Here is a 12,813-nt window from a genome sequence, read left to right as displayed (position 1 = left end):
ATGTCATGCGTTCGGCAGGTTGCGGGCGAGCGCTTCCAGCACCGCCATTCGCACTGCCACTCCCATTTCCACCTGTTCGCGGATCAGCGACTGCGCGCCGTCGGCGACGATCGAGTCGATCTCGACACCGCGGTTCATCGGCCCGGGATGCATCACCAGCGCGTCGGGCTTTGCATAGGCGAGCTTCTTCTGATCGAGCCCGAAGTAGTTGAAGTACTCGCCGGAGGAGGGCACGAACGAACCGTTCATGCGCTCGCGCTGCAGTCGCAGCATCATGACGATATCGGCGCCGTCCAGCCCCGCGCGCATGTCGCGGGCCACCTCGACGCCCATGCGCTCGATGCCGGGAGGCAGCAGCGTCGACGGCGCGACCACGCGCACCCGCGCTCCCATGGTGTTGAGCAAGAGGATGTTGGAGCGCGCCACCCGCGAATGCAGCACGTCGCCGCAGATCGCGATCACCAATCCCTCGATCCGACCCTTGTTGCGGCGGATGGTCAGCGCATCGAGCAGGGCCTGGGTCGGATGCTCATGGGCGCCGTCGCCGGCATTGACCACGGAACCGTCGACTTTCCGGGCCAGGAGTTCCACCGCGCCGGAAGCGTGATGTCGCACCACCAGGATGTCGGGGTGCATGGCGTTCAGCGTGATCGCGGTGTCGATCAGGGTCTCGCCCTTGCGCATGGACGAGGAGGAAACCGACATGTTCATGACGTCGGCGCCCAGCCGTTTCCCGGCGATTTCGAACGAGGACTGGGTACGGGTGGAGGCCTCGAAGAACAGGTTTACCTGGGTCCGGCCGCGCAGCACGGTGCGCTTCTTGTCGACCTGGCGGTTGAGGTCGACATATTCCTCGGAAAGGTCGAGCAGGCCGGTAATATCGGCGGCGGAAAGTCCCTCGATTCCCAGCAGATGCCGGTGACCAAGGACGAAAGTCGATTTTGATGCGGAGGTCATTAAAAGCAGAGCTATAGGCGTGGATGGAGGAGGGGGCAAGGGCGAAACGCGGTGGGGGGAGTTATCCCCCGATCTGTCCGGTCCGCCGGCTCGTATCCACGTTCGCAGCGATTAGGCTTAATTGTAGCGTTCGTCGGGCCTTATCCCCTCGTCCTGAGGAGCTTGCGCAAGCAAGCGTCTCGAAGGGCGAGGCCATTGTCGGGCCTCATGGTTCGAGACGGCGCATTCGCGCCTCCTCACCATGAGGATTGTCCATATCCGGGGTTTCGATGAGACCAATACTGATCGCTCCTTTGGCCGTAGCTTTCATGTTTCCGGCACACGCCCAGACGTTCCCGGGCGGGTTCGTCTATCTGCGTGATGTCGATTCCAGCATTATTCAGGACATCCGCTACGCCAGTTCGAACAATTTCGTCGGCCGGCCGCTCAAGGGTTACGGCGCCGGGGAGTGCGTTGTGAAGCGCGAGGTCGGCTTGAAGCTGAAGGCAGTGCAGCAGGAACTTGCGCGGCAAAGCCTGTCGCTGAAGATGCTGGACTGCTACCGGCCGGTGCGCGCGGTCGCGGACATGGTGGCCTGGGCGCAAAACGGCAGGGAGACGCCCGCCGAGCGGCGCTACAGCCCGGCGATCTCCAAGACGCAGCTGTTTCGTCTCGGTTACATCGCGAGCCATTCGCAGCATTCCACGGGCGCCGCCCTCGATCTGACCCTGGTCGATCTGAAGGCCGACAATTCCACCGGATTTGATCCCAACAAGACCTATGCCGACTGTAGGGCACCGGCGGAAGCGCGCGCCCCCGAGGGCAGCGTCGACATGGGCACAGGCTATGACTGTTCCGACGTCAAGGCACATACCGCGGCGGCGTCGATCACTCCGGCACAGCGCCGCTGGCGCAATCTCCTGGTTGCCGCAATGGCGCGGCAAGGCTTTGTGAACTATTCAAAGGAATGGTGGCATTTTTCGCTGCCGGGCGCCGGCGGCCCGGCCTATGATTTCCCGGTTCAACCCCGAACAAGGTAGAGTCGTGCCCCAGGTAATGTAGCAGCGAGTGGGACTACCTCTCCCATCGGGAGAGGTCGCGCCGAAGGCGCGGGTGAGGGGATGAGCTCTATCGAGAGACCCGATCCCCTCACCCGGATCGCCCTGGACGATACTTCGCATCGCCAGAGGCGCTCCGACCTCTCACTTCGCAAGTGGTGAAGAATCGCATCGCCATGCCATCGTCTTCAACCGGAAACGCTCGATGACCCAGCCCATCTTCGCGACCCACGAAGTATTCAACCAGTCGCCGCCCTTCGAGGACGTCAACCTGTTCGCCGCCGACCGTCCCCTGGTGGAGGCGGTCAAGGCCTACGGCGGGGCCGCTGCGGAGAAGGAACTGTCCGAGTTCGGCCAGCAGTGGGGCTCCGCCGCGATGGCGGAACGGGGGCGTCTCGCCAATGAGAACACTCCGAAGCTGCGCACCTTCGATTCCCGCGGCAACCGCCGCGATCAGGTGGAATTCCACCCCGCCTATCACGAGATGATGGCGCACAGCGCCCATGCCGGTCTGCACAATTCGACCTGGACGCCGAAGGGAAAGCCGGCAGGCGATGCCGCCGAAGTCGTTCGCGCGGCAAAGTTCTATATCGCCGCGCAGGTCGAGGCCGGCCATCTCTGCCCGATCACCATGACGCGCGCGGCGGTCGCCGCGCTTACGGTGCAGCCGGACCTGCTGGCGAAAGTGATGCCCGTGCTTTCGAGCCGCAGCTACGATCCGAGCTTCATCCCATGGTGGGAGAAGCGCGGCATGACGCTCGGCATGGGCATGACCGAGAAGCAGGGCGGCACCGACGTCCGCTCAAACATGACGAGGGCTGTGCGCGAAGGCAGCGCCTATCGCATCACCGGGCACAAATGGTTCATGTCCGCGCCGATGTGCGATGCATTCCTGGTGCTGGCGCAGGCCGAGGGTGGCCTGACCTGCTTCTTCATGCCGCGCTTTGCGCCGGACGGCTCGGTTAATGCGATCCAGTTCCAGCGCCTCAAGGACAAGCTCGGCAACCGCTCCAATGCGTCTTCCGAAGTGGAGTTCGTCGGCGCCTATGCCGAGCGCGTCGGCGAGGAGGGCAAGGGTGTTCGCACCATCATCCAGATGGTGCAGCTCACGCGCCAGGACTGCGCGATCGCTTCGGCCGGGATCATGCGCTCGGGACTCGCGCACGCGCTGCATCACGCCCGCCATCGCAGCGTGTTCCAGAAGCATCTCGCCGATCAGCCCTTGATGCAGGCGGTGCTTTCCGACATGGCGCTGCATGTCGAAGCCTCGGTCGCGCTGGTCATGCGGCTCTGCCGCGCCTTCGATCGCACGCCGTACGATGCAGGCGAGGCCGCCTATATGCGGCTGCTGACGCCGGCGATCAAATACTGGATCTGCAAGAGCGCGCCGCCCTTCCTGTACGAGGCGATGGAGTGCCTCGGCGGCAACGGCTATGTGGAAGACGGCATTCTGGCGCGCCACTATCGCGAGGCGCCCGTCAACGCGATCTGGGAAGGTTCGGGCAACGTGATGTGCCTCGACGTGCTGCGCGCGTTGGCGCGCGAGCCGGACGCCGCCGCTTCGGTCCTGCAGTCTCTCGCATCCGAGACCAAGGGCCTGCCGGGGGCTGCCGAAACGGTGGCCTTCGTCGGCAGAGCCTTCCGCCGTCCCGACGGCGAACGCGCCGCGCGGCTGGCGGTAGAGAAGCTGGCGCTGCTCGCGGCCGGCGCGGCGCTCAATGCGGTCTCACCACGCCAGGCCGAACTGTTCGCGGCGACGCGCCTTGGCGGCAGCCATGCCAGCATGTATGGCGCCGTTGAGCTCGAGAACAACGACGTCCGCGCGCTGCTGGAGCGGGCGCTGCCGTGAATGATGGCTACACATGCTTCCACATCGTTATGCCCGGGCTCGTCCTGGCTTGTCCGGGCATCCACGCCTTTCCAGGCCGTGGATGCACGTGGATGCCGGGATCCGTCTTGGCCAAGGCTTCGCCGGGCACGCAAGCCCTGCGTTGACTTGCTTCGAATAGGCGACGCCTCTTGAAAGTGACCTGATGGACTCCCTCAATCCCGAAAATCCGCCGATCCCGAGCGCGCCCGCCGAACACCAGCGCAAGGTCTGGAAGTTCTGGGGCACGGCGCTGTGGGGCCTGTTCATCTTCGCCGCAATGTTCGTCGGTCAGATTGCGGTGGTCGCCTATTTTGTGCTCGGACAGAGCGGGGAGATCGATATCGCCGCGACCATTCACGCCGCCGGCCGCGGCCTGACCATTTCGCTCTCCGTCATCGCGGGGCTGCCGGCGGTCCTCGCCGCAACCTGGCTGGCGGTGCGGTTCACGCGCACACCGTTTGCCGAGTATCTGGCGCTGCGCCGCGCCTCCTGGAAGAATTTCCTGATCGGCATCGTGGGCCTCGCCGTCCTGGTGGCGGGATGGGACCTGATGTCACGCGCGCTCGGCCGCGAGATCGCTCCGGGCTTCATGATCGACGTCTTCAAGTCGGCGCGCGAGGACGGGGTGGTGTGGCTGCTGGTGCTTGCGTTCTGCGTGGCAGCGCCAATCTCGGAGGAAGTCCTGGCCCGCGGCTTCCTCTATCGCGGCTGGTCGGAGACCTTCCTTGGCGTGCCCGGTGCGATCCTGCTGTCATCGCTGGTGTGGACGATCGTTCACCTGCAATACGACCTGTACTTCATCGGCGAAGTGTTCTGCATCGGCCTTTGGTTCGGCTATGTGCGCCACCGCAGTCAGTCGATCTGGGTAACAATCGTGATCCACGGGCTGAACAATTTCGCCGCGGTGGTGCAGACGTTTGTTCTGGCGAGTTAGCAGGCCGGTCTCCGTCATTGCGAGGAGCGCAGCGACGACGCAATCCAGAATCCATCACGCCGCTAGTCTGGATTGCCTCGCTTCGCTCGCAATGACGGTTCTTACACCACCAGAGCGATGACAACCGTCATGGTGATGGCCGCGAGGATGGTCTGCAGCGCGAGGAGCAGCGCATCACCGCCCAAGCTGGCGGGCCGATACATGTGCGCTGGGCGGGTTGGCACCACTCGAACCTGTCTCCTATCCCAGACGACTATGGCTGAGGAGATCGTCATGTCATCCCCTGTCCCGTCCGCTACATCGGCGCCTTCCGTATCCGAACCGGAGGTCGCGGTGCCTCCGCCCGTCCCGACGCGAGCACCTCGGACCTGGTATTTCCGCGGCACGACGATGTTCGTGCTGGCGATCTTCGCCGTCTACCTTCTGGCCCAGATCGCAGCTCTGATCGGCTGGCTGTGGTGGCACCAGATTGCGCCGGATTCGAGCGAAGAATTGCACGGGCTGCTTCGGCATGGGGGCTTGCTGGGCCTGGCCCAGATCGTGGCATGTCCGTTCGTGCTCGCGGCGTTGTGGATCCCGATCCGGATCGCACGGCAGCGATTCTCCGACTACCTCGCCTTGCGGCTCCCAGGCCGAGCCGAGTTGGCGCGCGGTCTCGCCATGATACTCGCGCTGCTGCTCGCGTACTATTTCCTGGCACTTGCGCTGGGTGAACCGATCCCGCCCGAGTTCGCAATCGAAATCTATCGTAGCGCGAGAGACAGCGGATGGTTGATTGTCTTGCTGATCGGGTTGTGCGTCGGCGCGCCAGTGATCGAAGAATTCGTCGTGCGCGGGTTCATGTTTCGCGGCTGGTCGCAATCGTTTCTTGGTCCCGCGGGCGCGGTCGTGCTGAGCTCCGTAGCGTGGGCAGCGATCCACACGCAATATGACCTGTTCTACATGTCGGAAATATTCGCAATCGGCCTGTTGCTCGGCTACCTCCGCTATCGCAGCGGTTCGACCTGGCTGACGGTGGTCATCCATGGCGCTGTCAATGCCGCAAGCATGATCGAGGTGGCGGTGGTCCTCGCTAACGCGTGATCAAGGGCCTGGTGAGAGGCGCGGAGGGGCCGCAGCCATGACGGCCCTCAGGCGCCAAAACCCCGCACGGCAAGATTTACACCCGACTTTTTGGTGCATGGTTTCGCGAGCACGGCTTCGACACCATCCCGCAGCAAGCGCGCTATCGCAACGACACCTTCGTTCTCGCCACGGTCGCGTGGGGAGCGGTCACCGAGCTACTTGCCGATGTGCCGGTTTACGCAAGGCCGCCGCGGCATGCTGCCGGGTCGGCGCGATCGTGCTGACGGCGGCGGTTTGGGCGATGCTACACACTCAACACGATTGGTTTGGGCGCTTCTGGATCTTCGTCTCGGGTTTTGCTCTCGGCCATTTTCGGTGGCGCAGCAATTCGACCTGGCTGGCCGGGATGGCTCATTCAGCGATGAACATCTCGAACCTTTTCATGATGGAGCCCTATGTTTAAGGCCCACTCGCAGCGAGGCCGATCACAACAGGCATCGTGACGGCCGCGAGAATGGTCTGCAACGTGATGATCTGCGCCAGCAGCGGCGCGTCGCCGCCCATCTGGCGCGCGAGCACATAGGCGCTGGGCGAGGTCGGTACCGCCGAGCAGATCGCCACGATCGCAAGATTGGGACCGGAAAGGCCGAACCAAAGCGCGAGAGTGAGCGCGAGTGCCGGCATGGCTATCAGCTTCAAGAACACGCTGATCGCAGCTCCCGCGTTCGGCCGGAACAGGCCTTCCGCGTGCAGTCCCGCGCCCGTGACCAAAAGCCCAATCGCCAGCGACGATCTTCCGAGCGCGTCCGCGACTTCGTGCCACACGCGCGGCAGGGGCAGGTGCACAAGATTGATGACGAGGCCGATTATGCAGGCCCAGATCAGCGGATTGCGTACCACGCTCATGACGATCTCGCGTGCCGATTGCTTCGTCGGCGAAGCGTAGTGGGCAAGCACGGAAACGCTGAACACGTTCACCAGCGGAATGAGCGCCACCATGGCCACCGAAGCCAGCGCGAGCCCGACCTCGCCGAACAGATTGGCCGCCACCGAGAGCGCCACATAGGTCTGCCAGCGCGTCGCGCCCTGGAAGACCGAAGTAAAGGCAGGCCCGTCGATATCGAGCCGCGCCAGGGCAGGGCGGAGCGCCAGGCACAACACAGACATCAGAAAGGCCGCGAGCAGCAGTGCGCCGCCGACGCCTGCAACCGGCACCTTGGAAAGGTCGGCCTTCACCAGCGTCTGGATCAGGAGCATCGGGAATAGCACGTAATAGGTAAGCAGTTCGAGGCCGTGCCATTGCGTTTCAAGCCGCATCAAGCTGCGCTTGAGGACGAAGCCGAGCACGATCAGGATGAAAACCGGCAGCAGCGCCGCGATCACAGCCGCCATGGATCAGCTTTTCCCGCCGGCCGCACGCAAATTTGCGAGCCGGTCGAGCGCGCCCTGGAGGATGAAGATCGCCGCGTGCTCGTCGATCACCTCGGCGCGCCTGGCGCGGCGGACATCCATGCCGATCAATTCGCGCTCGACGGCCGCGGTGGACAGCCGCTCGTCCCATAGCGCGATCGGCAGGTCGGTGAGGCCGGCGAGGTTGCGGGCGAAGGCGCGGGTGGATTGCGCGCGCGGGCCCTCGCTGCCGTCCATGTTGATGGGAAGCCCCAGCACGAAGCCGACCGCCTTGCGTTCACCGGCGATTGTCAGCAGCCGCGCTGCATCGGCCTTGAAAGCCTTGCGCTGGATGGTCTCGACGCCGGTTGCCAGCCGCCGATCGGGATCGGAGACGGCAACGCCGATGGTCTTGGTGCCGAGATCGAGGCCGACCAGCGTGCCGCGTTCCGGCCAGTGCGCGGCGGCATCGATCAGGGGGAGAATAGGGGCAGGCATTCGCTAGCGCATAACACGCGATGCGCAGCCGAGGCAAAGGTGAGGTGACGGCGTGGCGCGGAGAGCGCCTCGCCGTCTGTTCGCCTGAAACTTACCGGATCGCAATCGGATTGATCATGCTTTGCACGGCGCCCTTGAAGCGGGGCTGGCCGAGCACGAACAGGAACTCATAAGCCCTGTCCCTGGCGAGTTCGGCTGTATCCAGGTTTTCCAGGATGTAGGTGCCGTTCATCGGCAACAGGATCTGGTGCACCTCGAAAACGTTCTTGGTTTCGAACGGAAGGACTTCGAGTCCCCAGGTGTCGGCGCCGACGGCGACAACACCCTTGCCCGTCAGATACTTGGCGCCCTCGACGCCAAGTCCGGGCTCACCCGCCGAAAAGCGCTTGTCGTCCTTGCCGATCAGGCTGAGCCAGCCGGTGTGGAAGATCACGACGTCGCCCTGGCGGATCTCGACGTTCTGCTTCTTGGCGACTTCCTCGATTTCCTTGACGTTGAAGGCGGTGCCTTCCTTGACGACGTCGGTGTTGAAGTGGGCCGCCATGTCGAGCAGTACGCCGCGCGCCACCAGCGGCGGCACCTTGTCGACGCCGAGCTTCTTCAGCCCCGTGGGATCGGCGAAATCAGCAAGCTTGTTGCCGTTGTAATAGACGTGCTCGACGCCGATATGGCCGAGGCCGTCGAGCTGGGTGCCGACACCGACCCAGCCCTCGATGATGTCGTCGTTGTACGTCATCTTGCTCGGCCCAAGGCCGGGAATGCCCGCTTGTCCGGGCTGTACGATGGTCACTTTGAACGAGCGGGGTGGATATGCCGGCGTCTTGGAATCGACCGGAATGCCGAGCGCGTAGGTCTTGCCGGTCTTGACCAGCGACGCGGCTTTGACGACGAGCTCCGGTTTCATGTAGTTGGCGGCGCCGATCTCGTCGTTGGGCCCCCATTTCGATTTGGTCCAGTCCTGAGCGTTGGCCGTTCCAACACCAGCCAAGAAGGCAGCAGAACAGCACGCAACGAATGCGTTTCGCATCGCAATTCCTCCCAGTGTTCAGTTTTGGTTCGCGCTGGCAACGACGCATCCTAACGTGGAGCCGATGCTCGGCCAAAGCCTTTTCGGCGTGGTTGGACAGCGGCGACGTCACGCCGCAGCAAAGGTGCGGTGGGGACAATTTTGCAGCGCGTGAATTCTTTTCCGTGGTGCCGAACAACGAGGCGATACGCCGACCCCCTAGGCCGCAATGACGCCATCATCCTTCGTCAGGCAGGAGATGAAACCTTGCAGCGCGCTGTACTGATGCCCGGCGTGTCGATGGATGAAGAGTGTTTCGGCGCGCGCGTAGGCGGGGTTGAGAGTGTGCAGTGAGACGCTGCCGTTCATTTCGCTGCGTTCGACCACTGCGCGCGGCAGCAGCGTCACGCCCATGTCGGCGGCCACGCAGCCGATCATGCCGTCGAGCGTGCCGAGTTCGAACCGCGCGGCCGATGGCCAGCCGAATTCGACGAAGACCTGTTCGAGCCGCTGACGGTAGGTGCAGCCGCTGCGAAATGTCAGCGCCGTCGGCCCGGACTCCGGCGTGCCGGCGCGAAGCTCCGAAAGACCCTTCCAGCGCCGCGCGCTCACCAGCACCAGCTCTTCCCGGAAGGTGGGGATGGTCGACAGTTCGGCGTGCTCGATGGGACCGGCGACAAAGGCTCCGTCGAGTTCGCCATCCAGTACCGCGGCGACGAGATCCGCGGTCGTTGCAGTGCGCAGGCTCAGCCGCACCGCCGGGAAGCGCCGGTGGAAGTCGGCGAGCAGCAGAGGCAGCCGGACCGCGGCGGTGGTCTCCATCGAGCCGATGGCGAGCGGTCCCCTGGGCTCGCCGTCGTCGCGGGCGGCAATGATGGCTTCACGCGACAGCGCCGCCATCCGCTGCGCATAGGGCAGGAGCCTTCGACCGGCACCGGTCAGCGTCATGCCGCGGCTGTGGCGCTCGAACAGCGCGGTGCCGATCTCGGCTTCGAGGGCTTTGATGCGCTGGGTGACATTGGACTGGACGGTGTTGAGTTCTTCCGCGGCGCGGGTGATGCCGCCCGTGCGAGCGACCGCTGCGAACGTCAGGAGATCGGTGAGTTCCATGCCTGCTCCGTTTCGTCCTGGCGATGGCAACGTTCGCTAGAATTCATTTTTCGTGAATGGTAATCCCGCATAGTGTGGCTGTCCACCAGAGGCGAGAATTCTGCGAGGACAGTCATGTGGCCTGACCGTCGACTGATCGATCTGTTCAAGACCGAACTTCCCATCGTGCAGGCGCCGATGGCGGGCGTGCTGGATGCCGAGCTCGTGATCGCGGCCGCGCAGGGCGGGGCACTGGGCTCGCTGCCCTGCGCGCTGCTGTCGGCGGAGAAGGCACGCGAGCAGGTCAACATCATCCGCCAGCGCGTGGCAGCATCCGTCAGCATCAACTTCTTTTGCCACACGCCCGTCGCGCCCGATGCCGCCGCGGAAGCGCGCTGGACGCAGCGCCTTGCGCCCTATTATCGGGAGTTCGGGCTCGACCCGGCGGCGCCTCACGATGCAGCCAACCGCGCCCCGTTCGACGCTGCGATGTGCGAGGTGGTCGAGGAGCTGAAGCCAGAGGTCGTCAGCTTCCATTTCGGGCTGCCGGAACAGCGGCTGCTTTCGCGCGTCAAGGCCGCCGGCTGCATCGTCATCTCGTCGGCGACAACGGTGAAGGAGGCGGTGTGGCTGGAGGAGCACGGCGTCGACGCCGTGATCGCGCAAGGCGCGGAAGCCGGCGGTCATCGCGGCATGTTCCTGACCGACAATATTGGCGAGCAGCCCGGGACCTTTGCCCTGGTGCCGCAGGTCGTCGATGCCGTGAAGGTGCCGGTGATTGCCTGCGGCGGGATCGCGGACGGGCGCGGCATTGCCGCCGCCTTTGCGCTGGGGGCGGCCGGGGTGCAGATCGGCAGCGCTTACCTGCGCTGTCCGGAATCGAAGGTGAGCGCAGCGGCTCGGGCCGTGCTCGCCGAAGCGAGCGATGATTCCACCGTCATCACCAATGTGATGACCGGGCGGCCGGCCCGCGGCGTGGTCAACCGGGTGATGCGCGAGGTAGGTCCGATCTCGCCCGACGCACCGAGCTTTCCTCACGCCGCTACCGCGCTGGCGCCGTTGAAGGCGGCGGCGGAGAAGCAGGGCAGGGTCGATTTCACCAATCTTTGGGCCGGCCAGGCGATCGGAATGGGCCGTGAGGTGCCCGCGGCCGAACTGACCCGGGCTCTGGCAGGCGCGGCGCTCGCGCGGCTGCGGCAGATGGCGGGATAGCGGGCAGCCGCCGGTTGCGGCGCAAAACCGGCCTCTGCTATACGGCAGAACAGAATTCTGCCGCTTGAGGCCATATATTATGTCTGTCGACGCTGCTACGGTCCGCCGTATCGCGCATCTGGCGCGGATCGCGGTCCGGGATGACGAAGTTCCCCACCTTCAGGGCGAGCTCAACGCGATGCTGGCCTTCGTCGAGCAGCTCTCGGAGGTCAACGTCGACGGCGTCGAGCCGATGACCTCGGTGACGCCGATGCAGATGAAGAAGCGGCCGGATGTCGTCAACGACGGCGAGATAGCTGACGATGTCGTTGCCAATGCGCCGGCAACCGAAGGCCATTTCTTTCTGGTGCCCAAAGTCGTCGAGTAAATGTGTGCATGGCGTTTTCGAGATGAAGAAAACGCGTCGAAACCAACAGTCGGGAAAGTCCGATGTGCCTGCTGTGCGACGATGAGAAGGCCTATCAGGCCTACATGAAATATCTCGACGTGATGGAGCGGCAGGGCAAGGCTGCCGATCCGCAAGAGGCCGTCGGTATCGTGCTTGAACAGCTCGAGGCGGCGGCCAAGGCGGACGCCCAAAAAAAGGCCGTGCAAGACGATCCGGCCAACGACAAGACCTTGTCCCCGTTCTTCTGCAGCCCGATCAATAAATGACCGATTTGACATCGCTGACGCTCGCCGAGGCCCGCAAGGGTCTCGCCGACAAATCTTTCACGTCGCAGGAACTGACCGACGCGCACCTCAAAGCCATGGAGGCGGCGCGCGTCTTGAACGCGTTCGTCCTGGAGACGCCGGACCGGGCGCGCGCCATGGCGCGCGAGGCGGACGCGAAGATCGCCAGGGGCGAGGGGGGACCGCTCGCCGGCATCCCGCTCGGCATCAAGGACCTGTTCGCGACCCGCGGCGTGCGCACCACGGCCTGCTCGAAGATCCTTGGCAATTTCGTGCCGACCTATGAATCCACGGTCACCTCCCAGCTGTGGCGGGATGGCGCGATCATGCTCGGCAAGCTCAACAACGACGAGTTCGCGATGGGCTCGTCGAACGAGACCTCGTGCTTCGGCCCCGTCGGCAATCCGTGGCGGCGCGAAGGATCCAACGCCACGCTGGTGCCGGGCGGCTCTTCCGGCGGATCGGCGTCTGCCGTCGCGGCGCTGCTCTGCATGGGCGCGACGGCGACCGACACCGGCGGCTCGATCCGCCAGCCCGCGGCGTTCACCGCAACGGTCGGCATCAAGCCGACCTACGGCCGCTGCTCGCGCTGGGGCATCGTCGCCTTTGCCTCCTCGCTCGACCAGGCAGGGCCGATTGCGCGCAGCGTGCGCGACGCGGCGATCCTTCTGCGTTCGATGGCCGGCCATGACCCCAAGGACACCACCTCGGTCGATATTGCCGTGCCGGACTATGAGGCGGCGACCGAAAAATCCGTCAAGGGCATGAAGATCGGCATCCCGAAGGAGTATCGCCTCGACGGCATGCCGGCGGAGATCGAGAAGCTGTGGAGCGAGGGCGCGGCGTGGCTGAAATCCGCCGGCGCCGAGCTCGTCGAGGTGTCGCTGCCCCATACCAAATACGCGCTGCCGGCCTATTACATCGTGGCTCCCGCGGAAGCCTCTTCCAATCTCGCGCGCTATGACGGCGTGCGCTACGGCCTGCGCGTGCCGGGGCGCAACATCACCGAGTTGTACGAGAACACCCGCGCCGAAGGCTTCGGCGCCGAAGTGCGCCGTCGCGTCATGATCGGCACCTACGTGCT

General features: G+C 64.5%; 15 protein-coding genes. 9 read left to right on the top strand and 6 right to left on the bottom strand.

Annotated elements, in window-relative coordinates; all coding sequences use genetic code 11:
• Positions 1–3: 3 nt before the first annotated feature.
• Complete coding sequence (locus HY852_RS22790; RefSeq protein WP_291607152.1) at positions 4–957, bottom strand: aspartate carbamoyltransferase catalytic subunit; 954 nt, start codon at positions 955–957, stop codon at positions 4–6.
• Positions 958–1,265: 308 nt separating this feature from the next.
• Here HY852_RS22790 and HY852_RS22785 point away from each other — a divergent pair, with 308 nt between their 5' ends.
• The 3 genes from HY852_RS22785 (at position 1,266) to HY852_RS22775 (ending at position 4,798) form a co-directional block, all read left to right on the top strand.
• Positions 1,266–1,976: a M15 family metallopeptidase gene (locus HY852_RS22785; RefSeq protein ID WP_291607165.1), complete on the top strand. Its 711-nt coding sequence runs from the start codon at positions 1,266–1,268 to the stop codon at positions 1,974–1,976.
• 223 nt (positions 1,977–2,199) lie between these two features.
• On the top strand, positions 2,200–3,843 hold the full coding sequence (locus HY852_RS22780) for an isovaleryl-CoA dehydrogenase (RefSeq protein ID WP_291607151.1): 1,644 nt from the start codon (positions 2,200–2,202) through the stop codon (positions 3,841–3,843).
• A gap of 184 nt (positions 3,844–4,027) precedes the next feature.
• Positions 4,028–4,798, top strand: a complete 771-nt coding sequence (locus HY852_RS22775) for a CPBP family glutamic-type intramembrane protease (RefSeq protein ID WP_291607150.1) — start codon at positions 4,028–4,030, stop codon at positions 4,796–4,798.
• A gap of 101 nt (positions 4,799–4,899) precedes the next feature.
• Here the strand turns inward: HY852_RS22775 and HY852_RS22770 are convergent, their stop codons facing one another.
• Entirely contained in the window at positions 4,900–5,022 is a 123-nt protein-coding gene (locus HY852_RS22770) for a hypothetical protein (protein WP_291607149.1), read from the bottom strand.
• Positions 5,023–5,071: 49 nt separating this feature from the next.
• On the opposite strand from HY852_RS22770, the gene HY852_RS22765 reads away from it, so the two are divergent.
• Entirely contained in the window at positions 5,072–5,881 is an 810-nt protein-coding gene (locus HY852_RS22765) for a CPBP family intramembrane glutamic endopeptidase (protein WP_291607148.1), read from the top strand.
• 37 nt (positions 5,882–5,918) lie between these two features.
• A complete protein-coding gene (locus tag HY852_RS27990; protein WP_367116403.1) occupies positions 5,919–6,326 on the top strand; it encodes a lysostaphin resistance A-like protein in 408 nt (135 codons plus the stop codon).
• Here the strand turns inward: HY852_RS27990 and HY852_RS22760 are convergent.
• The 4 genes from HY852_RS22760 to HY852_RS22745 all read right to left on the bottom strand — a co-directional run bounded on the left by HY852_RS22760 (position 6,323) and on the right by HY852_RS22745 (position 9,866).
• Positions 6,323–7,255: an AEC family transporter gene (locus HY852_RS22760; RefSeq protein WP_291607147.1), complete on the bottom strand. Its 933-nt coding sequence runs from the start codon at positions 7,253–7,255 to the stop codon at positions 6,323–6,325. The genes HY852_RS27990 and HY852_RS22760 overlap by 4 nt on opposite strands.
• 3 nt (positions 7,256–7,258) lie before the next feature.
• Positions 7,259–7,750, bottom strand: coding sequence for a Holliday junction resolvase RuvX (gene ruvX / locus HY852_RS22755; protein WP_291607146.1), 492 nt, complete (start codon positions 7,748–7,750; stop codon positions 7,259–7,261).
• A gap of 91 nt (positions 7,751–7,841) precedes the next feature.
• A complete protein-coding gene (locus HY852_RS22750; RefSeq protein WP_291607145.1) occupies positions 7,842–8,777 on the bottom strand; it encodes a cyclase family protein in 936 nt (311 codons plus the stop codon).
• Positions 8,778–8,975: 198 nt separating this feature from the next.
• The gene (locus HY852_RS22745) at positions 8,976–9,866 is read right to left on the bottom strand and encodes a LysR family transcriptional regulator (RefSeq protein WP_291607144.1); all 891 of its coding nucleotides are present in this window, start codon (positions 9,864–9,866) and stop codon (positions 8,976–8,978) included.
• A 114-nt stretch (positions 9,867–9,980) separates the two neighbouring features.
• Between HY852_RS22745 and HY852_RS22740 the strand changes: the two genes are divergently transcribed.
• From HY852_RS22740 to HY852_RS22725, 4 genes are all read left to right on the top strand, one after another.
• Entirely contained in the window at positions 9,981–11,057 is a 1,077-nt protein-coding gene (locus HY852_RS22740; RefSeq protein WP_291607143.1) for a nitronate monooxygenase family protein, read from the top strand.
• Positions 11,058–11,136: 79 nt separating this feature from the next.
• Entirely contained in the window at positions 11,137–11,424 is a 288-nt protein-coding gene (gatC, locus tag HY852_RS22735; protein ID WP_291607142.1) for an Asp-tRNA(Asn)/Glu-tRNA(Gln) amidotransferase subunit GatC, read from the top strand.
• A gap of 62 nt (positions 11,425–11,486) precedes the next feature.
• On the top strand, positions 11,487–11,711 hold the full coding sequence (locus tag HY852_RS22730; protein WP_291607141.1) for a hypothetical protein: 225 nt from the start codon (positions 11,487–11,489) through the stop codon (positions 11,709–11,711).
• The coding region (locus HY852_RS22725) for an amidase (protein ID WP_291607140.1) at positions 11,708–12,813 on the top strand (1,106 nt) is incomplete at its 3' end. The genes HY852_RS22730 and HY852_RS22725, both read left to right, overlap by 4 nt.

It is taken from the genome of Bradyrhizobium sp. (assembly GCF_016213215.1).
Lineage (GTDB): Bacteria > Pseudomonadota > Alphaproteobacteria > Rhizobiales > Xanthobacteraceae > Bradyrhizobium.
Note: the sequence above shows the minus strand (reverse complement) of the source record. Positions and strands in the feature narration are given on the sequence as shown.